At 71.1% G+C, this 21,818-nt stretch carries 22 protein-coding genes and 1 pseudogene; 17 read left to right on the top strand and 6 right to left on the bottom strand.

What is annotated here, in order from left to right; translation table 11 throughout:
• The first annotated feature begins 85 nt into the window (after positions 1–85).
• The 11 genes from ACF3M1_RS05225 to ACF3M1_RS05275 all read left to right on the top strand — a co-directional run bounded on the left by ACF3M1_RS05225 (position 86) and on the right by ACF3M1_RS05275 (position 13,998).
• Positions 86–1,720: a TldD/PmbA family protein gene (locus ACF3M1_RS05225; RefSeq protein ID WP_394004552.1), complete on the top strand. Its 1,635-nt coding sequence runs from the start codon at positions 86–88 to the stop codon at positions 1,718–1,720.
• Between the two features lie 12 nt (positions 1,721–1,732).
• On the top strand, positions 1,733–3,067 hold the full coding sequence (locus ACF3M1_RS05230; protein ID WP_394004553.1) for a TldD/PmbA family protein: 1,335 nt from the start codon (positions 1,733–1,735) through the stop codon (positions 3,065–3,067).
• 627 nt (positions 3,068–3,694) lie between these two features.
• On the top strand, positions 3,695–4,393 hold the full coding sequence (locus tag ACF3M1_RS05235; protein ID WP_394004554.1) for a DUF4159 domain-containing protein: 699 nt from the start codon (positions 3,695–3,697) through the stop codon (positions 4,391–4,393).
• Positions 4,394–4,525: 132 nt separating this feature from the next.
• Complete coding sequence (locus ACF3M1_RS05240) at positions 4,526–4,654, top strand: hypothetical protein (RefSeq protein WP_394004555.1); 129 nt, start codon at positions 4,526–4,528, stop codon at positions 4,652–4,654.
• A gap of 75 nt (positions 4,655–4,729) precedes the next feature.
• Positions 4,730–5,728 carry an AAA family ATPase gene (locus ACF3M1_RS05245; protein WP_394004556.1) on the top strand — a complete coding sequence of 333 codons (999 nt, stop codon included), beginning with the start codon at positions 4,730–4,732 and terminating at the stop codon, positions 5,726–5,728.
• Positions 5,729–5,736: 8 nt separating this feature from the next.
• On the top strand, positions 5,737–6,636 hold the full coding sequence (locus ACF3M1_RS05250; protein ID WP_394004557.1) for a DUF58 domain-containing protein: 900 nt from the start codon (positions 5,737–5,739) through the stop codon (positions 6,634–6,636).
• A 4-nt stretch (positions 6,637–6,640) separates the two neighbouring features.
• A complete protein-coding gene (locus tag ACF3M1_RS05255; RefSeq protein WP_394004558.1) occupies positions 6,641–7,810 on the top strand; it encodes a BatA domain-containing protein in 1,170 nt (389 codons plus the stop codon).
• Entirely contained in the window at positions 7,807–10,077 is a 2,271-nt protein-coding gene (locus tag ACF3M1_RS05260; RefSeq protein ID WP_394004559.1) for a hypothetical protein, read from the top strand. The genes ACF3M1_RS05255 and ACF3M1_RS05260 overlap by 4 nt, the downstream gene beginning before the upstream one ends.
• Entirely contained in the window at positions 10,074–11,885 is a 1,812-nt protein-coding gene (locus ACF3M1_RS05265) for a carboxypeptidase regulatory-like domain-containing protein (protein WP_394004560.1), read from the top strand. Before ACF3M1_RS05260 ends, ACF3M1_RS05265 begins: the two co-directional genes overlap by 4 nt.
• A 28-nt stretch (positions 11,886–11,913) precedes the next feature.
• Positions 11,914–12,900: a DUF4349 domain-containing protein gene (locus ACF3M1_RS05270; protein WP_394004561.1), complete on the top strand. Its 987-nt coding sequence runs from the start codon at positions 11,914–11,916 to the stop codon at positions 12,898–12,900.
• A 147-nt stretch (positions 12,901–13,047) separates the two neighbouring features.
• On the top strand, positions 13,048–13,998 hold the full coding sequence (locus ACF3M1_RS05275; RefSeq protein ID WP_394004562.1) for an aldo/keto reductase: 951 nt from the start codon (positions 13,048–13,050) through the stop codon (positions 13,996–13,998).
• A 190-nt stretch (positions 13,999–14,188) separates the two neighbouring features.
• Here ACF3M1_RS05275 and ACF3M1_RS05280 read toward each other — a convergent pair whose 3' ends face one another.
• The 3 genes and pseudogenes from ACF3M1_RS05280 to ACF3M1_RS05290 all read right to left on the bottom strand — a co-directional run bounded on the left by ACF3M1_RS05280 (position 14,189) and on the right by ACF3M1_RS05290 (position 16,166).
• A complete protein-coding gene (locus tag ACF3M1_RS05280) occupies positions 14,189–15,085 on the bottom strand; it encodes an MBL fold metallo-hydrolase (protein WP_394004563.1) in 897 nt (298 codons plus the stop codon).
• Positions 15,086–15,213: 128 nt separating this feature from the next.
• Positions 15,214–15,492, bottom strand: a pseudogene (locus ACF3M1_RS05285) (metalloregulator ArsR/SmtB family transcription factor); the annotation flags it as partial.
• A gap of 26 nt (positions 15,493–15,518) precedes the next feature.
• Complete coding sequence (locus tag ACF3M1_RS05290; protein ID WP_394004564.1) at positions 15,519–16,166, bottom strand: peroxiredoxin; 648 nt, start codon at positions 16,164–16,166, stop codon at positions 15,519–15,521.
• A 129-nt stretch (positions 16,167–16,295) separates the two neighbouring features.
• Between ACF3M1_RS05290 and ACF3M1_RS05295 the strand changes: the two genes are divergently transcribed.
• From ACF3M1_RS05295 to ACF3M1_RS05315, 5 genes are read left to right on the top strand one after another with little or no spacing between them, the layout of a single operon-like run.
• Entirely contained in the window at positions 16,296–17,252 is a 957-nt protein-coding gene (locus tag ACF3M1_RS05295; RefSeq protein ID WP_394004565.1) for an MBL fold metallo-hydrolase, read from the top strand.
• Positions 17,249–17,686 (top strand): YeeE/YedE family protein, encoded by a 438-nt coding sequence (locus ACF3M1_RS05300; protein WP_394004566.1) that lies wholly within the window; start codon positions 17,249–17,251, stop codon positions 17,684–17,686. The genes ACF3M1_RS05295 and ACF3M1_RS05300 overlap by 4 nt, the downstream gene beginning before the upstream one ends.
• Entirely contained in the window at positions 17,683–18,099 is a 417-nt protein-coding gene (locus ACF3M1_RS05305) for a DUF6691 family protein (RefSeq protein ID WP_394004567.1), read from the top strand. Before ACF3M1_RS05300 ends, ACF3M1_RS05305 begins: the two co-directional genes overlap by 4 nt.
• A 15-nt stretch (positions 18,100–18,114) precedes the next feature.
• Complete coding sequence (locus ACF3M1_RS05310) at positions 18,115–18,558, top strand: TIGR01244 family sulfur transferase (protein WP_394004568.1); 444 nt, start codon at positions 18,115–18,117, stop codon at positions 18,556–18,558.
• A 5-nt stretch (positions 18,559–18,563) separates the two neighbouring features.
• On the top strand, positions 18,564–19,349 hold the full coding sequence (locus ACF3M1_RS05315) for a sulfite exporter TauE/SafE family protein (RefSeq protein ID WP_394004569.1): 786 nt from the start codon (positions 18,564–18,566) through the stop codon (positions 19,347–19,349).
• A gap of 7 nt (positions 19,350–19,356) precedes the next feature.
• On the opposite strand, the gene ACF3M1_RS05320 is transcribed toward ACF3M1_RS05315, so the two are convergent.
• Positions 19,357–19,653, bottom strand: a complete 297-nt coding sequence (locus ACF3M1_RS05320) for a hypothetical protein (RefSeq protein WP_394004570.1) — start codon at positions 19,651–19,653, stop codon at positions 19,357–19,359.
• Positions 19,654–19,759: 106 nt separating this feature from the next.
• Between ACF3M1_RS05320 and speG the strand changes: the two genes are divergently transcribed.
• Positions 19,760–20,332, top strand: coding sequence for a spermidine N1-acetyltransferase (speG, locus tag ACF3M1_RS05325; protein ID WP_394004571.1), 573 nt, complete (start codon positions 19,760–19,762; stop codon positions 20,330–20,332).
• Here speG and ACF3M1_RS05330 read toward each other — a convergent pair whose 3' ends face one another.
• Positions 20,333–20,854 (bottom strand): GNAT family N-acetyltransferase, encoded by a 522-nt coding sequence (locus tag ACF3M1_RS05330; RefSeq protein WP_394004572.1) that lies wholly within the window; start codon positions 20,852–20,854, stop codon positions 20,333–20,335. It lies immediately after the preceding gene.
• Between the two features lie 5 nt (positions 20,855–20,859).
• On the bottom strand, positions 20,860–21,813 hold the full coding sequence (locus ACF3M1_RS05335) for a peptidylprolyl isomerase (protein WP_394004573.1): 954 nt from the start codon (positions 21,811–21,813) through the stop codon (positions 20,860–20,862).
• Between the last annotated feature and the right edge of the window lie 5 nt (positions 21,814–21,818).

Consider the following 21,818-nt stretch of genomic DNA (forward strand, 5'->3'; position numbering starts at 1 on the left):
GGGATGGCCCCGCAGGATGCGATGCCACCCTTGCCAACCCCGTCCACGGCGAGCGCCGCTGCGGACCCGTTCCGGGAGAGCTCCCTTGCATAGACGCGATTTTCTCGCCCTCGCCAGTGTCGGAGCGGGCGGCCTGCTGCTGCCTGCCGTTTTCGGCAAGGTCATCGCCGCCGAGCAGTTGGTGTCGACGCTGGACGTCGGCTTCAAGAAACGGCTCGCCGATGCCGGCCTCAATGCCGCGACATCCGCGGGCGCCACGTATTGCGACGTTCGCGTCGGCCGCTACCTGCGCCAGTTCGTGATGACGCGCGAGGACAAGGTGCAGAACGTGGTCAGCACCGAATCGATCGGCGTCGGCGTGCGCGTGATCGCCGGCGGGGCCTGGGGCTTCGCGGCGACCAACGCGCTGACCGAACAGGGCGTGGCCGAGGCCGCGCGCCAGGCGACCGCGATCGCGATGGCGAATTCGAAAGTGCAGACCGCGCCGGTGCAGCTGGCGCCGGTGCGCGGCGTGGGCGAGGTGTCCTGGCGTACGCCGATCACCAAGAACGGCATGGAAGTGCCGGTCGCCGAGAAGGTCGAGCTGCTGCTCGGCGTCAACGCCGCCGCGATCGGCGCGGGCGCGAGCTTCGTCAACTCCACGCTGTTCCTGGTCAACGAGCAGAAGTACTTCGCCAGCACCGACGGCTCCTACATCGACCAGGACGTGCACCGCATCTGGGCGCCGATGACGGTCACCGCGATCGACAAGGCCAGCGGCAAGTTCCGCACCCGCAGCGGCCTGTCCTCGCCGATGGGGCTGGGCTACGAGTATCTCGACGGCGACGCCTCGCAGAAGTTCGTCTCGCCCAACGGCGTGGTGAACTACGGCCGGTCCTACGACATGCGCGAGGACGCGATCGCCGCGGCGCGCCAGGCGCAGGAAAAGCTTCGGGCGCCGTCGGTGAAGCCGGATCGCTACGACGTGGTGCTCGATCCGTCGAACCTCTGGCTGACCATCCACGAGAACGTGGGCCATCCGCTCGAACTCGACCGCGTGCTCGGCTACGAGGCCAACTACGCCGGCACCAGTTTCGCCAACCTCGATCGCCGCGCCGAGCGGTTCCAGTACGGCAGCGACATCGTCACTCTGTTCGCGGACAAGACGCAGCAGGGCAGCCTCGGCGCCGTGGGGTACGACGACGAAGGCGTGGCGACCAAGCGCTGGGATCTGATCACCAACGGCCGCCTGGTGGATTTCCAGACCATCCGCGACCAGGCCCACATCCTCGGCAAGACCGAATCCGATGGCTGCTGCTACGCCGACTCCTGGTCGAGCGTGCAGTTCCAGCGCATGCCCAACGTCTCGCTGGCGCCGGGCAGGACGACGCTCAGCGTCGCCGACATGATCAAGGACGTCGAGAACGGCATCTACATCATCGGCGACGGGTCATTCTCGATCGACCAGCAGCGCTACAACGCGCAGTTCGGCGGCCAGCTGTTCTACGAGATCAAGGACGGTGCGATCACCGGCATGGTCGAGGACGTGGCCTACCAGATCCGCACGCCGGAATTCTGGAACGCCTGCACCGCGATCTGCGACGAGAGCGACTTCCGCCTCGGCGGTTCGTTCTTCGACGGCAAGGGCCAGCCGAGCCAGGTCTCGGCGGTGTCGCACGGTTCGTCCACCGCCCGCTTCGACGGCATCAACGTGATCAACACCGCGCGTTCGCTCGGCTAAGGAGACCCACCCATGACCATCTTCACCGAAGCCCAGGCGCGCGAGATCCTCGAAAAGACCGTCGCCCTGTCCACCGCCGACGAATGTACGGCCACGCTGTCCGGCGCCGTCGACGGCAACATCCGCTTCGCGCTCAACAACGTGTCGACCAGCGGCATCGTCAGCAATGCCGAGCTGGCCGTGCAGGTCGCGTTCGGCAAGCGCGTCGGCACCGCCAGCATCAATGCCTTCGACGACGCCTCGCTGCAGAGCGTGGTCAAGCGCGCCGAAGACCTCGCACGCCTGGCGCCGGAGAATCCGGAGTTCCTGCCGGCGATCGGCAAGCAGGCGTACCGGGCCAGCCCGACGTTCAGCGAATCCACGGCGGCGATCACGCCGGAATTCCGGGCGAATGTCGCCGCCGGTTCGATCGCGCCGTGCCGTGCCGAGCAGCTGATCGCAGCCGGCTTCCTCGATGACGGCAAGCGCTTCGTCGCGTTCGCCAACAGCAACGGCAACTTCGGCTACCAGCAGGCGACCAATTTCAATTACACCTGCACCGTGCGCACCGAGGACGGTCGCGGTTCGGGCTGGGTGGGGCGCAACCTCAAGGACGCCAGCGAGTTCAACGCCGAGCGCGACGTGCGCGTGGCGATGCGCAAGGCCAGCGATTCGGCCGAGGCGCAGGCGCTGGAGCCGGGCAAGTACACGGTGATCCTGGAGCCGGCCGCGGCCGCCGGCCTGATCAGCTTCATGATGCGCTTCTTCGACGCGCGCACCGCGGACGAGGGGCGCAGCTTCCTGTCCAAGCGCGGCGGCGGCAACAAGCTCGGCGAACAGGTCTACGACCCGCGCGTGAACATCATCGCCGACCCCTGGCATCCCGAAGCGGCGGTGATGCCGTGGGACGGCGACGGCCTGCCGCGCGAGCGCATGCCGATCATCGAGAACGGCAAGATCGCCAACCTCGACTACTCGCGCTTCTGGGCCCAGCAGCAGGGCAAGCGCGCCGTGGGCCGCCCGGGCAACCTGCTGATGTCGGGCGGCGAAGGCTCGACCGCCGACCTGATCCGCGGCACCGACCGCGGCATCCTGGTCACGCGCACCTGGTACATCCGCATGGTCGATCCGCAGACCGTGCTGCTGACCGGCCTGACCCGCGACGGCACGTTCTACATCGAGAACGGCGAGATCAAGTACCCGCTGAAGAATTTCCGCTTCAACGAGTCGCCGGTGATCATGCTCAACAACATCGACGAGCTGGGTCGCCCGGTGCGGGTGGGCGGCGACGAGTCGTCGATGGTGATGATGCTGCCGCCGATGCGGCTGCGGGACTTCACGTTCACGTCGTTGTCGGATGCGGTCTGAGGTTTTCGTTTCGCGGTTCCGTGTTCGTCGTGGCGAGTGCACGCTTTCCACGACGCGCGCTATGCGGCTCTCAAACCCGGAGGGCGGCGGGCATGGATGCCCGCCGTTTTTCGACCGAGCCAGGATGGCGAGTCGAAAAATTCCGGAACAAGTGATGAGCCGGATGTGCTCCGTCGGGGAGGCCCTTTCTTTTGCTTACTTTTCTTTGGGCCAGCAAAGAAAAGTGAGCCGCTCGCCGGCAGGCGAGTGGAAGCTCTGCTTCCGCTGTCGGCTGCCGCAGAGAATGCCAAGACAACATCAAACGCTTTCGTCCGCTGACGCGGCCGAGTTCATTTCTTTTGCTAAGCGGCAAAAGAAACGGAACCAAAGAAAAACGCTTTCCCGACGAAGCAGCCCCACGGCGGCAAACGTTCCGGGATTTTTCGACTCGCCATCCATGGCTCGGTCGAAAAACGCCGCACATCCATGTGCGGCGCCCTCCGGGTCTGCGGTCTGCAATGGCCATTCGTTGGCGAGCCGAAGTCAGAGCGGAGGCGGAAGCCAAAGCAGAAGCCAGGGCCAAAGTCCAAGGGGCGTCGAGGGCTGTGCGGATCGGATGACTCCGGAAGGGACAGGGGCCTGCAAGCAATGAACCGCCGCCAGTCCCTGCAACTGCTGCTCGGCGCGGCCGCCGGCATGGCGCTGTCGCCGCTGGCGGCGCAGTCCGCGAGGTACGACTTCTGGTTCACCCGCCTGCGCTACGAGTCCGGCAACTGGGATGTGGACCAGCGGATGCCGGCCAACGTGCTCACCTCGCTGGTCGACTACACCAGCCTGCGCGTCGATCCCGAGGAGCGGGTGGTCGCGCTGTCGGATCCGAAGATGCTCACCGCGCCATTCTGCTATCTGGCCGGGCACAAGCTGGTCGAGTTCAGTCCGGCGGAGCGGCGCAATTTCGAACGGTATGTACGCAATGGCGGCTTCGTGTTCGTCGACGACTGCAATCACGACATCGACGGCCTGTTCGCGAAGTCGTTCGAGGCGCAGATGGCGGCCATCTTCGGTGCCGCGGCGCTGAAGAAGCTGCCGAACTCGCATGCGTTGTACCGCAGCTTCTTCCAGTTCCCGGACGGCCCGCCGACCACGAGTTTCGAGCTCAACGGCTGGGGCGATGATCTGGTGCACGACTATCTCAAGGGCATCGAGATCGACGGACGCCTGGCCGTGCTCTACAGCAACAAGGACTACGGCTGCGAATGGGATTACGACTGGCGCAACAAGCGGTTCCTGGCCGAGGACAACACGAAGTTCGCGGTCAACATCGTCATGTATGCGCTCACCACATGACCTCTGTGCTGATCGCGACGTGCGCGCTGATCTCACGATCGCCTCCTGCAGGCGCGCGCTCGCGCGCCAACGGCGTTCCTGTGATGCCGCATCGCGCGCGAGCGCGCGCCTACGCAAAGCTCGGAGGCGCGAATGACCGCACTCATCACCAACGTCGAACCAGATGTCTCGCAGATGGGCTCGACGCCCTGCGCGAGGCGGCGGGTCGGCCGCTCCGCGCAAGGCGCGGTGATGGACGCGCCGACCGCATTCCTCCTGTAGGCGCTCGCGCGCGCGGCGTTTCTGTCATGCCCCATCGCGCGCGAGCGCACTCCTGCACACACACTGGAACCCCGAATGACCGCTGCCCCCACTGAAGCCGATCTCGCCGCGTGGCGCGCGAAGCTCGATGCCCTGCGCGATGCGATCGGCCGTAACGTCGTCGGCCAGGCCGACGTCGTCGAGCAGTTGCTGGTCGCCTTGCTGGCCGGTGGCCATGCGCTGCTCGAAGGCGTGCCGGGCCTCGGCAAGACGCTGCTGGTGCGCACGCTGGGCCAGGCGCTGGACCTCAGCTTCCGGCGGATCCAGTTCACCCCCGACCTGATGCCCGGTGACATCCTCGGCACCGAACTGCTCGAGGAAGACCACGGCACCGGGCGTCGCCAGTTCCGCTTCCAGGAAGGCCCGGTGTTCACGCACCTGCTGCTGGCCGACGAGCTCAACCGCACGCCGCCGCGCACCCAGGCCGCGCTGCTGGAGGCGATGCAGGAGCGCACCGTCAGCCATGCCGGCGTCACCCGCCCACTGCCGGCGCCGTTCTTCGTGCTGGCGACGCAGAACCCGATCGAGCAGGCCGGCACCTGGCCGCTGCCCGAGGCCCAGCTCGACCGGTTCCTGCTGCACGTGATGCTCGACTATCCCGGCGAAGCCGAGGAGCTGGCGATCCTGGCGCAGACCACCGGCGCCGCCGGTGCCGAGGTGCCCCGCGTGATGGGCGCCGAGGACCTGCTGGCGCTGCAGGCACTGGTGCGCCAGGTGCACGTGGGCGACGACCTGATGCGCTGGATCAACCGCCTGGTGCGTGCGACGCGGCCCGGCGACGATGCGCCGGAGATCATCCGCGAGAACGTGCGCTGGGGCGCGGGTCCGCGCGCCGGCCAGTCGCTGGTGCTGACCGCCAAGGCGCGTGCCCTGCTGCAAGGCCGTCTGGCCGCGACCCGCGACGATGTCGCCGCGCTGGCCGCACCGGTGCTGCGTCATCGCCTGGTGCTGTCGTTCGCGGCGGAGTCGGCCCAGCTCGGGCCCGACGCCGTGGTCGCCGGCCTGCTGCGCGCCGTGCCCGCGCCGGACCGCTGAGCCCGCCGATGGCATCGCCTGTCGCTGCGGATCTGTTACCGCCTGCGCTGCGCGCGCGTCTGCGCGGGCTGCGCATCCTGCCGCGTCGCGCACGCGGCGGGCACGGTATCGGCCTGCACGCCAGCCGCAGCCGCGGCGCCGGGATCGAGTTCGCCCAGTACCGCGGCTACGAGCAGGGCGACGAGCCGCGGCGCATCGACTGGAAACTCTATGCGCGCAGCGACCGCTTGTTCGTGCGTGAGGCCGAGCGCGAGAGTCCGCTGCGCATCTGGCTGCTGCTCGATACCAGCGCGTCGATGGCGCAGGCCGACGAGGCCCGGCCGGACTGGTCGCGCCTCGATGCGACGCGGCAGCTCGCGCTGTGCCTGGCCGAGATCGCGCTCGCCCAGGGCGATGCCTGCGGGCTGGTGCTGTGTCCGGCGACGCAGGCGCCGGTCGATCCAGGCGCCGGCCCGCGCCAGCGCGACCGCCTGCGTCAGGCGCTGGCTGCGGTGACGTCGGCGGGCGTCTGGCCGTCAGGCGCCGAACGCACGCCGGCCTGGTCGCGCATCGCCCGCGGCGATCTGGTGATCGCGCTCGGCGACTGGTTCGATCCGGCCGCGGTCGATGCGCTGGAGCGCCTGGCCGCCACCGGGCGTGAGGTGATCGCGTTGCAGGTGCTGACCGTCGAAGAACGCGAGTTCCCGTTCCGCGACGGGCGCCGGTTCGTCGATCCGGAAACCGGCGAGGCCTTGCTCGGCGACGGTCCGGCGCTGCGCCGCGACTATCTCGCGCGTTTCGACGCGGCGCAGCGTGCGCTCGATGCGCGCCTCGACGCCGCCGGCATCCGTCATGCGCGGCATGGTCTGGACGCGGCGCCCGACGCCGTGCTGCGCCAGCTGTTCGACGCGCGCGCGGCCGGGGCATGAGCTGATGGGGGTCGGCCTGCTGCTGCCCGCCGCACTCGCCGCGCTCGCCGCGCTGGTGCTGCCGTTGCTGCTGCATCTGGCGCGGCGCAGCGAGCAGCGGCCGACGCCGTTCGCCGCATTGCGCTGGCTGCGCCAGCGGCCGCGTCCGCGCCAGCGGCTGCGCTTCGACGACTGGCCGTTGCTGCTGCTGCGTCTGCTGCTGCTGGCCCTGCTCGCCCTGTGGCTGGCCCAGCCGGTGCTGCGCGAGGCCCGTGCGCCGGGGCGGGTGGTCGCGGTCGCGCCCGACGTCGACGCCGCGCACGTGCCGGGGGCCGCACCCGGCATCGAACGGCGCTGGCTCGCGGCCGGCTTTCCGCTGCTCGAAGCGGGCCCGGCGCCGGAGGCAGCCGCGCCGCTGTCGAGCCTGATCCGCGAACTGGCTGCCGATCTGCCGGCCGACGTACCGCTGACCCTGATCGTGCCGGACGTCCTCGACGGCGTGGATGCGGCGCGTCTCGTGCTCGGGCGCGCGGTCGACTGGCAGGTGGTGCCGTCATCGGTGCCGACCGACGATGCGCCGATCCCGCCTTCAGCCGCGCCGACGCTGGCGATCCGTCACGCTGGCGACGACCCGGCGGCGCTGCGCATCCTGCGCGCCACGGCATTGGCCTGGCACGACGACGACACGCCGGCCGCACTCGATCTCGCCGCCGATCCGGCGCTGCCGGACACCACGGTGGCCTTGGCATGGTGGCGGCCGGGGCCGTTGCCGGAGGCGCTGCGCGACTGGATCGACGCCGGCGGTACCGTGCTGCTGTCTTCGGACGCGACCGACGCCACGCTGGACGCATGGACGCCGCTGTGGCGCGACGCCGACGGCGCGGCGGTGCTCGAATCCACCCATCGTGGCGCCGGCCGCGCGCTGCGCTTCACCCGCCCGCTGACCCCGGCGGCGGTGCCGATGACGCTGGACGCCGACTTCCCGCAGCGGCTGAGGACGGCCCTGGTGCCGGACCGCGCGCCGACGCGCGTCGATGCCGCCGCCTACGCACCGGACCGCGGTGCGCCGAGCGGTCATGCCGCGCGCGCGATCGAGACGCGTGATCTGCAGCCGTGGCTGGCGCTGCTGATCGCGACGATCTTCCTGTTCGAGCGCTGGCTCGCGGCGGCGCGGCGCAGGACCGTGCGCGCATGAACGTCCCCACCCACCTGCAGGCCGCCGTACGTGCGGCCCGGCTACGGGCCGCGCTGCACGTCGTCGCCATCGGTGCGCCGCTGGGCCTGGCGCTGGCCTGCGTGGTCACGCGGATGGCCGGGCTCACGCCGGCCCTGGTCGTCGGTGTCGTGGCGGGCGGCGTGCTCGCGGGCCTCGCGGCCTGGCGCGCCCGCCGGCACGACACCACCGCGCTGGCGCGCGCGCTCGATGCGCAGCGCCCCGACATGGACGACAGCGCCGCGCTGTTGTTCGCCGATCTGCGTGACCTGTCGCCGCTGCAGGCCCTGCAGCGCACGCGGCTGTCGGCGCGGATCGAAGCCGATCCGACGATGCCGCCGCCGACGCCATGGCCCTGGCGCCGGCTGGCGCTGGCCTGGCTGCTGGGCCTGGCGCTCGCCGTGCTCGCGCTGGCCTGGCCGTCGACGCCACCGGCCGGCCAGACTGCACCAGCGGAAGGCGCCCGCCGCGACGCGACAACCGGCCCGGTCGTGCTGCAGGCGCAGCAGCTGCGGATCGAGCCGCCGGCCTATAGCGGCCTGCCGGCCCAGCAACTCGACACGCTGGATGCGCAGGCGCCCGAGGGCGCGCACCTGGTGTGGACGCTGCGCTTCGCGCCGCAGCCGGACACCGTGCAGCTCGAGAGCCTCGACGGAAGCCGCCTGGCCTTCATCCGCGACGGCGACGCCTGGGTCGCACGCCAGCGCCTGGACCGCTCGATGCTCTACCGCATCGCGGTCGACGGCGACGACGACGGCGCCGCCGCGCGCGCGCAGCCCTACCGCATCGACGCGCTGCCCGACCGCCCGCCGCAGGTGCGCGTGCTCGAACCCGAGGGCACCCTGACCACGATGACGCCAGGCCAGCGCGGCTGGCGCTTGGTGTTCGAGGCCGAGGACGACTACGGCGTCGCCGCCGACGCCCAGCTGCGGATCACGGTCACGCGTGGCACCGGCGAAAACATCACGTTCGAGGACAGCACGCGCACGCTGCGCGGGCAGGGCGCGGCACGCACGCGGCGCTTCGAGACCACGCTCGATCCGCGCGCTTTGGGCCTGCAGGACGGCGGCGATCTGATCGCGCAGCTGCGCGTCGTCGACACCCGCGCGCCGCAGCCGCAGGCCGCGACCAGCCCCAGCCTGATCCTGCGCTGGCCGCTGCCGGTGCCGCCCGATGCCGACGGGCTCGAAGGCCTGGCCCGCGACGTGCTGCCGGCGTACTTCCGCAGCCAGCGCCAGATCATCATCGATGCCGAAGCCTTGATCGCGCAGCGCCCGTCGCTCGAGACCGCGGACTTCGCCACGCGCTCCGACACCATCGGCGTCGACCAGCGCCTGCTGCGCCTGCGTTACGGGCAGTTCCTCGGCGAGGAGAGCGAAGGCGCGCCGCGCCGCCCGCTGCCGACCGCGGATGCCGAACCCGAACCCGCGCCGCCCCCGCGCCGCCCCCTGCCGACCGACGATTCCGGCCAGCAGGACACGCCCGCGTCCCCGCCACCGGCGGCCGATGCCGCGCACGACCACGACCACGACGAGCCCGGACACGCCGGCGCCGACGGCCACGCGCACGACGACGACCATGACCACGACCACGACCACGGCGGCGCACCGCGCGATGCGATGACCTTCGGCCGTGCCGAGGACGTGCTCGAGACCTTCGGCCACACCCACGATCTTCCGGAGGCGGCGACGCTGCTCGACCCGAAGACCCGCGAGATCCTGCGCAGCGCGCTGCGTGAGATGTGGCAGTCCGAGCTGCACTTGCGCCAGGCCGAACCGCAACGCGCGTTGGCGCCCGCCAACCGCGCGCTCGAACTGATCAAGCAGGTGCAGCAGGCCGACCGGATCTATCTCGCCCGGGTCGGCACCCGGCTGCCGCCGGTCGACATGGGCCGCCGGCTCGGTGGCGATCGCGACGGCATCGCGCCGCGCACGGTGCCCGGCCCGGACGTCGACGGCGACGATGCGCCGACGCTCGCCTGGCGTGCGCTGGCCTGGGACGAAGCGCCGGACCTCGCGGCGCTCGTCGCGTGGGCGAAGGCGCATCCGCGGCAGGTGGATGATCCGCTCGCCTTGCTGGCCGCGGTCGATGCACTGCAACGCGATGCCGGCTGCGCCGACTGCCGCCAGCAACTGCGCGGACAGGTGTGGCAGGCGCTGCAGCGGCCGCTGCCTGCACCCGTGCGCCGACTGCGGCTCGACACGATGGGTGCGCGCTATCTCGACGCACTGGGCGAGGACGCGCCATGACCCCGGAGCGCTGGCTGGGCGTGGTGCTGGCGGCCGCCGCGGTGCTGTCGATCGCACGGCTGGTGCTGGGGCATCTGCGCGCGCCGCCGGCCGCGCGGCCCGCCGGCTGGCGTACGGCGGCGCTGGTCGTGCTGACCGGCGTGTCGACATTCCTGCTGTACCGCACGCTGCTGCCGCCGCCGGTGCCGGTGGCGCGTGACACGCTGGTCGTCTTGACCGCGAATGCCGCCGGGCTGCCGGGGCCGCCGTCGCGCGCCGTGGTCGCCTTGCCCGAAGCCGCGGACGCACCGGCCGATGCGCTGCGGATGCCGGACCTCGCCACCGCGCTGCGCCGTCATCCCGAGGTGCGTGCGCTGGTGGTCGTCGGCGCCGGCCTCGAGGCGCGCGATCGCGATGCACCTGCTGGGCGTGCATTGGCGTTCGTGGCGGCCGAATTGCCGACCGGCATCGTCGACCTGGCCGCGCCACACGCGGTCGCCCCGGGCGCCCGCTTCGACGTGCACGCGCGCATCGAAGGTGTGGACGCGGCGCGGGTGGCGCTGCTCGACCCCGCAGGCCGCGTGGTCGACACGGCGGAGGCCGATGCGCAGGGGCGCGTCCGCGTGTCGGGCACTGCGCGCGGCGCGGGTGCCGTCACGTTCGCGGTGGTGATCCAGAACGCCGAGGCCGCGACCGCGGCCCGGGTCGAGGTGCCGGTGATCGTCGACGCCGCGAGCCCGGTCCGCGTGCTGCTGTTCGCCGGTGCACCGAATCCAGACGTGCGCGCCCTGCGTCGCTGGGCCGAGGACGCGGGTCTGGCCCTGCGCTGGCGCACGGCCTTCGGCGGCGGCGCGGGTGTCGGCGATGCGCCGCCGCTCGATGCCGCCGCGCTGGCCGAACAGGATCTGGTGATTCTCGACGCACGCGCTTTCGACGGCCTCGGCGCCTCGGCGCGTGCCGCGCTGCGCACGGCGGTGAACGCCGGACTCGGCGTGCTGGTCCATGCGCCGCAGCCGCCATCGAACGCGCTGCGCACCTGGCTGCGCGATGCCGGACTCGCGATCGACACCGGCCGTACGCGCGACTGGCGCCCCGAGGCCGGACCGGACGACGTCGCCCGGCTGCGCGCCTGGGCCGGCCCCGGCAGTGACGATGCGCCGTTCGATCCGTTGCTCGCCAGCGAGCCGCCGCCGGAACTGGCCTATCTGCCGCTGTCGGGGGGCGTCGCCGGCCCGCGGTCGGGCGCGCCCGACATGATGCGTTGGCAGGCCGTGGGCCGCGGACGTCTCGGCGTGGTCACGTTGGCCGACAGCTGGCATCTGCCGCTGGCCGGGCGCGCGGAGTTGCATGCCGAGCTGTGGAGCGGCTGGGCCGGCACGCTGGCGCGCGCGACGGCCGATGCATCCGCGCGGGTCGACGGCGAGGCCCGCGTCGGCACGCGTCTCGCGCTGTGCGCGCTCGACGGCGAGGCCCACGTACTGGCGCCCGACGGCACGGCGATTCCGCTGCGGCCCGATCCTGCCGCGCGCGCCTGTGCGGGGGTCTGGCCCACTTCGGCCGGCTGGCACCGCCTCGTCGACGCGTCGGGCACGTCGACGTTCCGGGTGCGCGCCGCAGATGAGGCGCCGGGCCTGCACGCCGCGGCGCTGCGCATGCACACCCGGGCGCTCGTGCGCGATGTCGCCACGGCCTCGGCGAGTGAGCGCATGCGTTCAGGTGCGAGCTGGCCGTGGTTCCTCGGCTGGCTGCTGGCGACCGCCGCGCTGTGGGCGCTCGGCCGCGCGCGCATGGGCCGCGCGCCGGTATCGGCGACGGCGCGTATCGAATAATCTCGCCCGCTTTGCCGGGGAGACGACGATGGCCATCACGAATCCAGCCCAGGCCGGGACCGGCCCATCAGGCCGCAGCGCGGCCATCGCGTTCGTCGCAGGCGCGCATCGCATCGCCGCGGCGGCGCAGCTTATGAAGCGTTCGGCATTGCAGCGCATGGCGGCCGGACGCGGCATCGACGCGCCCGTATCGGCCAGGCCGCGCCCATGTGCCTCGACGCATACGACGACGCGCCGCCTCCGGGCCCTCGTGCTCGGGGGCGTCGTCGCCATCGTGGCCGGCTGCGGCGATCCGGGCTACGACCGTCTCGGCGCGACGGCCGGTGGCGCGGCCCAGGCCCGGGAAGGCGACGGTGCGACTCTGGCCTACGAACACACGGTGGGCGTGCAGCTCGACGGCACCGCCATCGTGCCGCGCCTGCAGGAAATCCAGGCGGCCTGCCGTGACGCGCGCTTCGGCGCCTGCACGCTGATCGAGGCCCAGCAGTCGGCCGGCGAACGGCCCCAGGCGCGCGCCGTGCTGCGCATGGCTCCGGCCGGCATCGAACCGATGATCGCGCTGGCCGGCGAAGGCGGCGACGCCGGCGAACGCAGCACGCGGACCGAGGATCTCGCGGTCGCGGTGCGCGACACCGCCACCGAGCAGGACCGGCTCGCGCGCGAACTGCAGCGGCTGCAGGCGTTCGAGGCGCGCAGCGACCTGTCGGTGGCCGACATGATCGCGTTGTCGGAGCGCCTGGCCGCGGTCGAGGCCCAGGCCGAGACGACGCGACGCGAGGGCGCGCAGCACCGCCGCCGTATCGACACCCAACTGCTCACCATCGACCTGCGCGCGCGCGATGGCGAGCAGGGGCGCGGCGAGATCGTCCGCGCGCTCGGCGAGGTCGGCGCCACGCTCGCGATGGGCACGGCGTGGACGATCCGCGCCGCCGCGTTCCTGCTTCCGCTGGGTCTGGTGCTGCTCGCGGCTGCGGCCGTGCTGCGTGCCGCGTGGCGCCGACGCCGTCGCGGCTGAACAGGTGACGCGGCCTCCGTGGTTGTCGGGGGCAGGGGGGTGGGGCAGACTCGGGTGGCCACGGCCCGGCCGTCGGCACCCGATGCGCGCTCAGGCGCCGCTTCCCGGCGCAGGCACCGCCTGCGCCTTCGTCTCCAGGAGGACGCCGTGGTCACTCGCCGTGATGCCCTGAAACTCTCGCTCGGTGCCGGTCTGGCACTGGCTGCGCCCAAATTCGTGTTCGCCGCACCATCAGGTGCCGCGATCACCCGCGCGATCCCGTCGAGTGGCGAACGCCTGCCGGTCATCGGCCTCGGCAGTTCGGCCACGTTCTCGCGCGCGGCCGGCGACGACGCCGCGTCACTGTCGGAGGTGCTGCGCACCCTGATCAGCGAGGGCGGCAAGGTCTTCGATACCGCGCCGAGCTACGGCGAATCCGAACCGGTCGCCGGTCGCGCGGTGCAGGAACTCGGCATCGCCGACGAGGTGTTCTGGGCGACCAAGGTCAACGTTGCCGGCCGCGAGGCCGACGCCACGGCCGATCCGGACCGCGCCCGCGCGCAGCTCGACGCCTCGTTCGAGCGCCTCGGCCGCACGTCGATCGATCTGATCCAGGTGCACAACCTCGGCGACATTCCGACCCAGCTCGGCCTGCTCAAGGCGCTCAAAACCGAGAAGCGCGTGCGCTACATCGGCGTCACGTCCACCAGCAAGCCGGCCTATCCGAAGCTGATCGAGACGATGCGCAACGAGCCGCTGGATTTCATCGGCGTCGACTACGCGGTCGACAACCGGGATGTCGAAGAGACCATCCTGCCGCTGGCCGCCGAGCGCGGCATCGGCGTGCTGGTCTATGCGCCGTTCGGCCGCACGCGGCTGTGGCAGCGCGTCGCCGACCGGCCGGTGCCGGACTGGGCGCAGGATTTCGACGCGACCACCTGGGGCCAGTTCTTCCTCAAGTTCGTGGTCTCGCATCCGGCAGTCACCTGCGCGACGCCGGCGACCAGCCGCGTGGCGAATCTCGTCGACAACCTCGGCGCCGGCCGCGGGCGCCTGCCCGATGCCGACCAGCGCCAGCGGATGATCGAGCTGATCGAAGGTCTGCCGGCGGCGGGCTGAGGACGATCGGACGAGCGGCCGTCATCCCCGCGCATGCGGGGATCGGTGCGACTTCAAGCCTTTGAAATCATCAAGGCGCCGGGTTCCCGCCTGACCAGCCGTTCGGCGGCCGAGCGCTGCGGGAATGACGGCCAGGTGGCGTGGGCCAGACCTGTCCGGGTCCGTGCGTTGGTGCAGGCGTTGCTGCAGTTCACGCCGCAGGCGGCGTGAACTGTCCGAGCGGGATCCGCAGATACCGCCGGCCGTTGGCATCCGGCGCCGGCAGGCGGCCGCCGCGGATGTTGACCTGCAGCGCATGCAGCATCAGTGCCGGCAGCGGCAGGGTCGCGTCGCGCGCCTGCCGCGTGCGCACGAACATTGCCTCGTCGACATCGCCGGCCAGATGGATGTTGCGCGCGCGCTGTTCGGCCACCGTGCTCATGCAGGCCGGTTCGCGGCCGTCCTTGCCGTAGTCGTGGCCGACGAACAGCGCGGTGTCGTCGGGAAGTGCGAGGATGCGCTGCAGACTGGCGTAGAGCTGGTGCGCGTCGCCGCCGGGGAAGTCGGCGCGCGAGGTGCCGCTGTCGGGCATCATCAGCGTGTCGTGGACGAAGGCGCTGCTGCCGATCACGTAGCTGATCGAGGCCATCGTGTGGCCCGGCGAGAACAGCACCCGGGCCTCGAGTGCGCCGATGTAGAACGTGTCGCCATCGGCGAACAGCCGGTCCCACTGGCGGCCGTCGGTCTCGAGATCGTCCAGGCCGTAGATGTCCTTCCACAGCGCCTGCACGCCGGTCACGCGCGCGCCGATCGCCATCGGCGCGCCCAGACGTTCCTTGAGATACGGCGCAGCCGACAGATGGTCGGCATGCGGGTGGGTGTCGAGGATCCACGCGACCGTGAGCGCCTCGCGCTCGACATGGGCCAGCAGGGCGTCCGCGTTGTGCGTCGACACGTGGCCGGCGCGTGCATCGAAGTCCAGCACCGGGTCGATGATCGCCGCCTGACGGCTGGCCGGATCGGCGATCACATACTGGAAGCTGCCGGTCCTGCTGTCGTATAGCGAATGGACCAGGGCGTCCTCGCGCGGATGGTGTTGCAGGGGCATGGTGCCTCCTTGATGGTGGTTCAACGCACGACGCGTGCGAAGCGCGCGGCCTGGCCGGTGGACGCAGGCATCGGTGTGGATGTCGGCGTGTCCGTCGGCTCGACGCCGAGTGCCGGCAGGCCTGCACCGTCGCCGCAAAAGATCGCGTGCAGCGCGCCGAGCAGGGTGCGCATGCGCGGATCGGCGATCGAGTAGTGGATCGAACGCGATTCGCGCCGGGTCTTGACCAGATCAAAGCGGCGCAGCTCGGCGAGCTGCTGGGACAGGCCCGGCTGGCGCAGGCCCAGGTCGCGCTCGAGATCGGCGACGGACGGTTCGCCCTGGGCGATCTGGCACAGCAACAGCAGCCGCGTGGGCGTGGCGATCATGCGCAGCAGTTCGGCGACTTCGGGCACCTGCGCCTTCATCGCCTCCAGGTCGGCGGCCGGTAGGGTCACGGCGCCCGCCAACGGAAGTACCAGGCTTCGTCATCGGCCGGTTGCACGGCGAGTGCGGCATCGGCATCCACGGCGACCGGTTCGAGGAGGCGACCGCCCGGCTGCCAGCCTTCCGGAGTGGCCGCACGTTCGCGGTCGGCAGTCTGCAGCGCGGTGACGAGCCGCAGCAGTTCATCGACCGAGCGGCCCACCTCCATCGGATACCAGTTCATCGCGCGCACGATGCCTTGCGGATCGATCACGTACGTCGCGCGTGTCGTCGCGCTGTCGCCTGCGGTGGGGTCGACCATGCCGTAGCCGCGGGCGATCGCCATCGACGGATCCTCGATCACGGGGAAGCCGACCGTCACGCCGAAGCGCTGCTGGATGTCGCGCAGCCAGGCCAGATGCGAGAACAGGCCGTCGACCGAGAGGGCGAGCAGGGCGCAGTCCAGTGCGTCGAAGCGGTCCTGCGCCCGCGCGAAGGCGATGAACTCGCTCGTGCAGACGGGGGTGAAATCCGCTGGATGCGAAAACAGAAGGACCCAGCGGCCGCGGTAGTCCTCCAGCGCGATGTCGCCGCGCGTGGTGCGGGCACGAAAGGCGGGCGCCGGCTCGTGCAGGCGGAGTGGGGGATGGCCGGCAAAGGTGAGTGCGTCGGTCATGGAATCGATGCGGTCCGGAAGGGCGTCCACGCTAGCGGCGGGCACGCATGGTGTCGATGGCATTACTCGATACTTGCACAATTACATAAATAATGTAACTTACGTTGAAGCGCCCTCAGGAGCCGTGTCATGCCGCAGTCCCGGATTCCGCCGTCCGATGTCCACGACACGCCACTGGCGCAGGCCGGCGCGCTGATCGAGCAGACCTTGGCGGGCGCGCGTCCGCGCCCGGTGGTGACGTCGTTCTTCGACGAAGCCACGTTCACGGTCAGTCACGTGGTGCGCGATCCCGGCAGCGACGCCTGCGCGATCATCGACAGCGTGCTCGACTTCGATGCGCCCAGCGGCCGCACCGCCGAACACTCCGCACGTCGCCTCGTCGACTTCGTCGGCGACCATGGCCTGACCGTCGAATGGCTGCTGGAAACCCACGCCCACGCTGACCACCTGTCGGCTGCACCGCGCCTGCAGGGGCGCGTCGGTGGCCGGATCGCGATCGGGGCGCACATCACCACGGTGCAGGAGACGTTCGGCCGGATCTTCAACGCCGACATGCGGTTCGCGCGCGACGGCAGCCAGTTCGACCAGCTGTTCGCCGACGGCGACCGGTTCCGCATCGGCGGGCTCGAGGCCGTCGCGCTGCACGTGCCGGGCCATACGCCGGCCTGCATGGCCTACGTGATCGGCGATGCGGTGTTTCCGGGCGACACGTTGTTCATGCCCGACTACGGCACCGCGCGTTGCGACTTTCCCGGCGGCGATGCGGCCACGCTGTACCGTTCGATCCACCGCCTGCTCGCGCTACCCGACGCGGGCCGCCTGTTCCTGTGCCACGACTACAAGGCGCCGGGGCGCGATGCGTTCGCATGGGAAACAACGATCGGTGCGCAGCGCGCCGGCAACGTGCATGTGCGCGACGGGGTGACCGAGGCGGCGTTCGTCGCCATGCGCGAGGCGCGCGATGCGACGCTGCCGATGCCGAAGCTGATCCTGCCTTCGGTCCAGGTGAACATGCGCGGCGGCCATCTGCCCGAACCCGAGGACAACGGCGTGCGCTACCTCAAGCTGCCGGTGGATGCGCTGTGAGCGTCGCCGCGCTGCACTGGGGCTGGCCGGTCGCCGGCGGGCTGATGATCGGCACGGCGGCCGCGGTCTACCTGATGGTCGCCGGCCGGGTGATGGGCGTGTCCGGACTGCTGGCCAATGCGACCGGACTGGGCCCCGGCGGCACACGCGGGCCGTCGGCGTTGTTCATCGCCGGACTCCTCGCCGGCACGGTGGCCGCGATGGCGTGGATCCGCATGCCCGCGTTCGAGGTCACCGCATCGTGGCCGTTGCTCATCGTCGGTGGCCTGCTGGTGGGCTACGGCACCCGGCTGGGATCCGGTTGCACCAGCGGCCACGGCGTCTGCGGCCTGGCGCGGCGTTCGCCGCGCTCGCTGGCCGCCACCGGCGTCTTCATGGCCACCGCGGCGCTGACCGTCTTCGTCGTGCGTCACGTCATCGGCGGTGGCGCATGACCCGCGCGATCGCGCTGCTGTGCGGGGTGCTGTTCGGCGCGGGCCTCGTGGTCTCGGACATGGTCAATCCCGCGCGCGTGCTCGCGTTCCTCGACGTCGCCGGCCACTGGGATCCGGCGTTGGCGCTGGTGATGGGGGCGGCCCTTGTGCCCTCGGCGCTGGCCTATGTCTGGCGCGGTCGTCGGCAGCGCCCGCTCGCGGCCGCGGCCTTCCATGTGCCCGACAGCCGGCGCATTGACGCGCGCCTGCTCGGCGGCGCCGCGCTGTTCGGCATCGGTTGGGGCCTCGTCGGCCTGTGTCCGGGGCCGGCGATCGCCGCGCTCGTCACGCTGCAGTGGCCGTTCCTCGCATTCGCCGCCGCCATGCTCGCGGGCATGGCCCTGCATCGCGCGCTGCATGCGCGACCTGCCTGATCCCGGAGGGATGCCATGCCTTACGCCAGACTCGATGAGCGCCTGTCTGTCGCCCCGCAGATCGCCGTCGCCGACATTGCCGCCATCGCCGAAGCCGGGTTCACCACGCTGATCGGCAACCGGCCTGACGGCGAAGCCGACGACCAGCCCGAGACCGCTGCACTCGCTGCCGAAGCGCGACGGCACGGCCTCGCATTCGTCCACCAGCCGGTGGTCGGCAGCGCGATCGGCGCGGCCGACGTGGATGCGTTCGACGCTGCGCTCGAGCAGGCGAGCGGGCAGGTGCTCGCGTTCTGCCGTACCGGCACGCGCGCCGCCATGCTGTGGGCGCTGGGCGAGGCGCGGCGGCGTCCGGCCGACGACGTGCTCGCCGACGCGCAGCGCGCCGGGTACGACCTCGCCGGTTTGCGGCCGAGCCTGGATGCGGCCGCAGCGCGCACGAACACCACGCACGACTGACGACGATGGATCTCCTGCACCTGATCCTCGGCGGTCTGTCGGGGGTGCTGGTCGGCTTCACCCTCGGCCTGGTCGGCGGCGGCGGTTCGATCCTCGCTGTGCCGCTGATGGTCTACGTGGTCGGCGTCGACAACCCGCACGTGGCGATCGGCACCAGCGCGCTCGCAGTGGCGGCCAACGCGGCGCTGAACCTGGTCAACCACGCGCGCCGCGGCAACGTGCGCTGGAACTGCGCGGCGGTGTTCGCGGCGGCCGGCGTGATCGGTGCCTATGGCGGGTCGTCGCTGGGCAAGGCGATCGACGGACAGAAGCTGCTGTTGCTGTTCGCGCTGCTGATGCTGGTTGTCGGCGTCCTGATGCTGCGCGGCCGCGGCGATGGCGGCGATGCGGACGTGCGACTGGACCGCAGGACCGCCCCGCGTCTGGCCGGGTTCGGTGGGCTCGCCGGCGCGCTGTCGGGCTTCTTCGGTATCGGGGGCGGCTTTCTGATCGTGCCCGGGCTGGTGGCCGCGACCCGCATGCCGATGCTGCTGGCGATCGGCAGTTCACTGGTTGCGGTCACCGCCTTCGGCTTGACCACCGCGCTCAACTACGCGCGTTCCGGGCTCATCGACTGGACGCTGGCCGCGGTGTTCGTCGGCGGCGGCCTGCTGGGCGGGCTGTTCGGCGCGTCACTGGCGACGCGCCTGTCGCGTTCGCGCGGCGCGCTCAATCGGGTATTCGCAGGACTGATCTTCGCGGTCGCGCTGTACATGCTCGTGCGCAGCGCGCGTGCGCTGATGGGCGGCTGAAACCGCCTCAGCCTTCCTCTTCGGTCTCGAACTCGACCACGGCGTCGAGATCGAAGGCCAGCGCCTCGACCGCCTCGCGCACCTTGCGCTCGGTCGACGGGTTGCCGACTTCGACTTCGATCTCGTGCATCTTCGGGCCGGCGACATCGCTCAGGCCGGCGGAACTGGAATCGGCGTCGTCCATGTGCGGCATCAGGTCGTCGATCTCCTCGACGTGCTCGATACCTTCCACGCTGGACAGGAGGTTGATCACCGCGCGTGCGGTGTCGTCGCTGCCGGTGAGGCGGATACGGAGCATGGGCATGTCGAGGTCCTTGAGGCGGGAGATGGCGTGCAGGCTAGGCAGCGAACCGGAAAGCCGACGTGACGACACCACGCGCCTGTCATCGCCCGGGCGTAGGCTTGTCCCCATGAGTGCGATCACGCCCACGCTTGACCCCGCGGACGAGACGCCGACGGTCTTGTTGCGCCCGCTCGAACGCGGCGATCTGCACTTCGTTCACGAGCTCAACAACAACCGCACGGTGATGAGCTACTGGTTCGAAGAACCCTACGAGTCCTTCGTCGAGCTCGAGGAACTGTTCCGCAAACATATTCATGACCAGAGCGAGCGCCGCTTCATCGTCGAGGACGGCAGTCACACGCGTGTGGGCATGGTGGAACTGGTGGAGATCGATCACCTGCACCGGCGCGCCGAGTTCGCGATCATGATCTCGCCCGTGCACCAGGGCCGCGGTTATGCGCGGCCGGCGACGTCATTGGCGATCGCCTACGCGTTCCGGGTGCTCAATCTCTACAAGCTGTTCCTGCTGGTCGACGTGGACAACGCCGCCGCGATCCACGTGTACGAATCGCTGGGCTTCCAGCGCGAAGGCGTGCTGGTCGACGAGTTCTTCAGCGACGGCCGCTATCGCAGCGCGATCCGCATGTGCCTGTTCCAGCACCAGGCGCTGGGCAGCGACGACAGCCGCCGCGACGCCTGATCAGTCGCGCGGGCGCAGGCGCTCGAAGGTCAGGGTGGTCTCGCCGTGGTACTGCGTCGAACCAGTCTCGACGTAGCCGAGTGTCCCGGCCAGCTTGCGCGAGGGCGCGTTGCCCGGGTTGATGATGCAGACGCTGCGCCCGCCGAACGGCTGGGCGTCGAACCAGGCGTGCATCGCCTGCGTGGCCTCCGAGGCGATACCGCGGCCGTGCGCTTCCCTGGCGAACACCCACGCGCCTTCGGGCGAGGCGGCAAACGCGTCGCCGAGGCCGCGACGGAAGTCCGCGAAACCGGCGCCGCCGATACAGCGGCCGGTCTCGCGCTCGATCACGGCAAATATGCCGTAGCCGAACGCGGCCCAGTGGCCGATGTAGCGCAGCAGCCGGTTCCAGATGTCCTCGTCGCTGGGCACGATCGAGGTGATGTGCCGCATCACCTCGGGGTCGCGGATCATCGCGCGCAGCGCGTCGAAGTCCTCGATCGCATGCGGGCGCAGCAGCAGGCGCTCGGTCTCGATCCGCACCGCACTCAGCCTGCGGGCGGCGTGCGGACCGGCACCGTGATGTTGCACAGATCGATGTGGCCGGCCGGCTGCAGGTACCAGTCGTCGCGGCGGTTGCGGCGCGATTCGACCACCGCTTCGAACAGCGGCGTGTCGGTGCGCAGCACCTCGATCGACGTGCGGTCGGCGGCCGGCACTTCGGCGGCCAGCCGGATCGCGCGGATCGGCGCGCGTTGCGCCCGGTCCTCGTAGAAGCCGAGCGGGCCGGTCCCGCGCGGCAGCACGCTGAGCAGCTCCATGCCCTGCAGCACGCGGCCGACGACGGTGATGTTGCGGTCGAGCTGGCGGGGCGACTGCCCGGTGACGACGTAGAGCTCGGTGCCGTTGCTTGAGTCGGGCGCCATGTCGCGGCCTGCGCCCAGCGTGCCGTAACAGTGCGCGAGCCACGCGCGGCCGGTCTTCGGATCACGCGCGGCGGGGAACCCGTCCGCGAAGCCGGTCTCGGCGGCCCAGCCGTCGGGGTCGGGCAGGGTATGGAATGCGAGGCCCGATGCGGCACGGTCGAACTCGGCCGGCAGGGTCGCCTGCGCGCTGCCGATCGGCTTGCCAGGCGCGCCCTCTTCGGTGATGTCGCCGAACTGCACGACGAAGTTGTCCTGCGACCGGTACAGCGTGAGCCCGTTCCAGAAGCCCTCGCGCGCCAGCGTGCGGATGTTGGCGACGTGCTGCGGCGCGAAGCCGGGCGCGAGTTCGATGATGACGCGGCCGCCGGCGAGATCCATGTACAGCGTGTTCGCCGGGTCCGGCGTGCGCCAGTCGGCGGCGGTGGAGGCGTCCAGCAGGGCCTGGGTCGTGCGCCGCTCCACCGGCGGATCTTCCGACGCCGCAGCGCGCGCCGCGGTGCAGCCGGGCAGAGCGGCGAGCATGGCGATGGACAGGGCGAGGGCGAGCGGCACGGCGCGGAGCGGAGCAGTCGACATGGAGG

It is taken from the genome of Luteimonas sp. WGS1318 (genome assembly GCF_043187535.1).
In the GTDB taxonomy this organism is placed as follows: domain Bacteria; phylum Pseudomonadota; class Gammaproteobacteria; order Xanthomonadales; family Xanthomonadaceae; genus Luteimonas.

What these genes read in the sequence shown, in the direction of transcription:
- ACF3M1_RS05255 (WP_394004558.1), top strand. Translation starts at nt 6,641, where the DNA reads ATGGGGGTCGGCCTGCTGCTGCCCGCCGCACTCGCCGCGCTCGCCGCG.
- ACF3M1_RS05280 (WP_394004563.1), bottom strand. Translation starts at nt 15,085, where the DNA reads ATGCCCCTGCAACACCATCCGCGCGAGGACGCCCTGGTCCATTCGCTA.
- ACF3M1_RS05250 (WP_394004557.1), top strand. Translation starts at nt 5,737, where the DNA reads ATGGCATCGCCTGTCGCTGCGGATCTGTTACCGCCTGCGCTGCGCGCG.
- ACF3M1_RS05310 (WP_394004568.1), top strand. Translation starts at nt 18,115, where the DNA reads ATGCCTTACGCCAGACTCGATGAGCGCCTGTCTGTCGCCCCGCAGATC.
- ACF3M1_RS05235 (WP_394004554.1), top strand. Translation starts at nt 3,695, where the DNA reads ATGAACCGCCGCCAGTCCCTGCAACTGCTGCTCGGCGCGGCCGCCGGC.
- ACF3M1_RS05240 (WP_394004555.1), top strand. Translation starts at nt 4,526, where the DNA reads ATGACCGCACTCATCACCAACGTCGAACCAGATGTCTCGCAGATGGGC.
- ACF3M1_RS05270 (WP_394004561.1), top strand. Translation starts at nt 11,914, where the DNA reads ATGGCCATCACGAATCCAGCCCAGGCCGGGACCGGCCCATCAGGCCGC.
- ACF3M1_RS05290 (WP_394004564.1), bottom strand. Translation starts at nt 16,166, where the DNA reads ATGACCGACGCACTCACCTTTGCCGGCCATCCCCCACTCCGCCTGCAC.
- ACF3M1_RS05320 (WP_394004570.1), bottom strand. Translation starts at nt 19,653, where the DNA reads ATGCCCATGCTCCGTATCCGCCTCACCGGCAGCGACGACACCGCACGC.
- ACF3M1_RS05265 (WP_394004560.1), top strand. Translation starts at nt 10,074, where the DNA reads ATGACCCCGGAGCGCTGGCTGGGCGTGGTGCTGGCGGCCGCCGCGGTG.
- ACF3M1_RS05230 (WP_394004553.1), top strand. Translation starts at nt 1,733, where the DNA reads ATGACCATCTTCACCGAAGCCCAGGCGCGCGAGATCCTCGAAAAGACC.
- ACF3M1_RS05295 (WP_394004565.1), top strand. Translation starts at nt 16,296, where the DNA reads ATGCCGCAGTCCCGGATTCCGCCGTCCGATGTCCACGACACGCCACTG.
- speG (WP_394004571.1), top strand. Translation starts at nt 19,760, where the DNA reads ATGAGTGCGATCACGCCCACGCTTGACCCCGCGGACGAGACGCCGACG.
- ACF3M1_RS05245 (WP_394004556.1), top strand. Translation starts at nt 4,730, where the DNA reads ATGACCGCTGCCCCCACTGAAGCCGATCTCGCCGCGTGGCGCGCGAAG.
- ACF3M1_RS05315 (WP_394004569.1), top strand. Translation starts at nt 18,564, where the DNA reads ATGGATCTCCTGCACCTGATCCTCGGCGGTCTGTCGGGGGTGCTGGTC.
- ACF3M1_RS05260 (WP_394004559.1), top strand. Translation starts at nt 7,807, where the DNA reads ATGAACGTCCCCACCCACCTGCAGGCCGCCGTACGTGCGGCCCGGCTA.
- ACF3M1_RS05335 (WP_394004573.1), bottom strand. Translation starts at nt 21,813, where the DNA reads ATGTCGACTGCTCCGCTCCGCGCCGTGCCGCTCGCCCTCGCCCTGTCC.
- ACF3M1_RS05305 (WP_394004567.1), top strand. Translation starts at nt 17,683, where the DNA reads ATGACCCGCGCGATCGCGCTGCTGTGCGGGGTGCTGTTCGGCGCGGGC.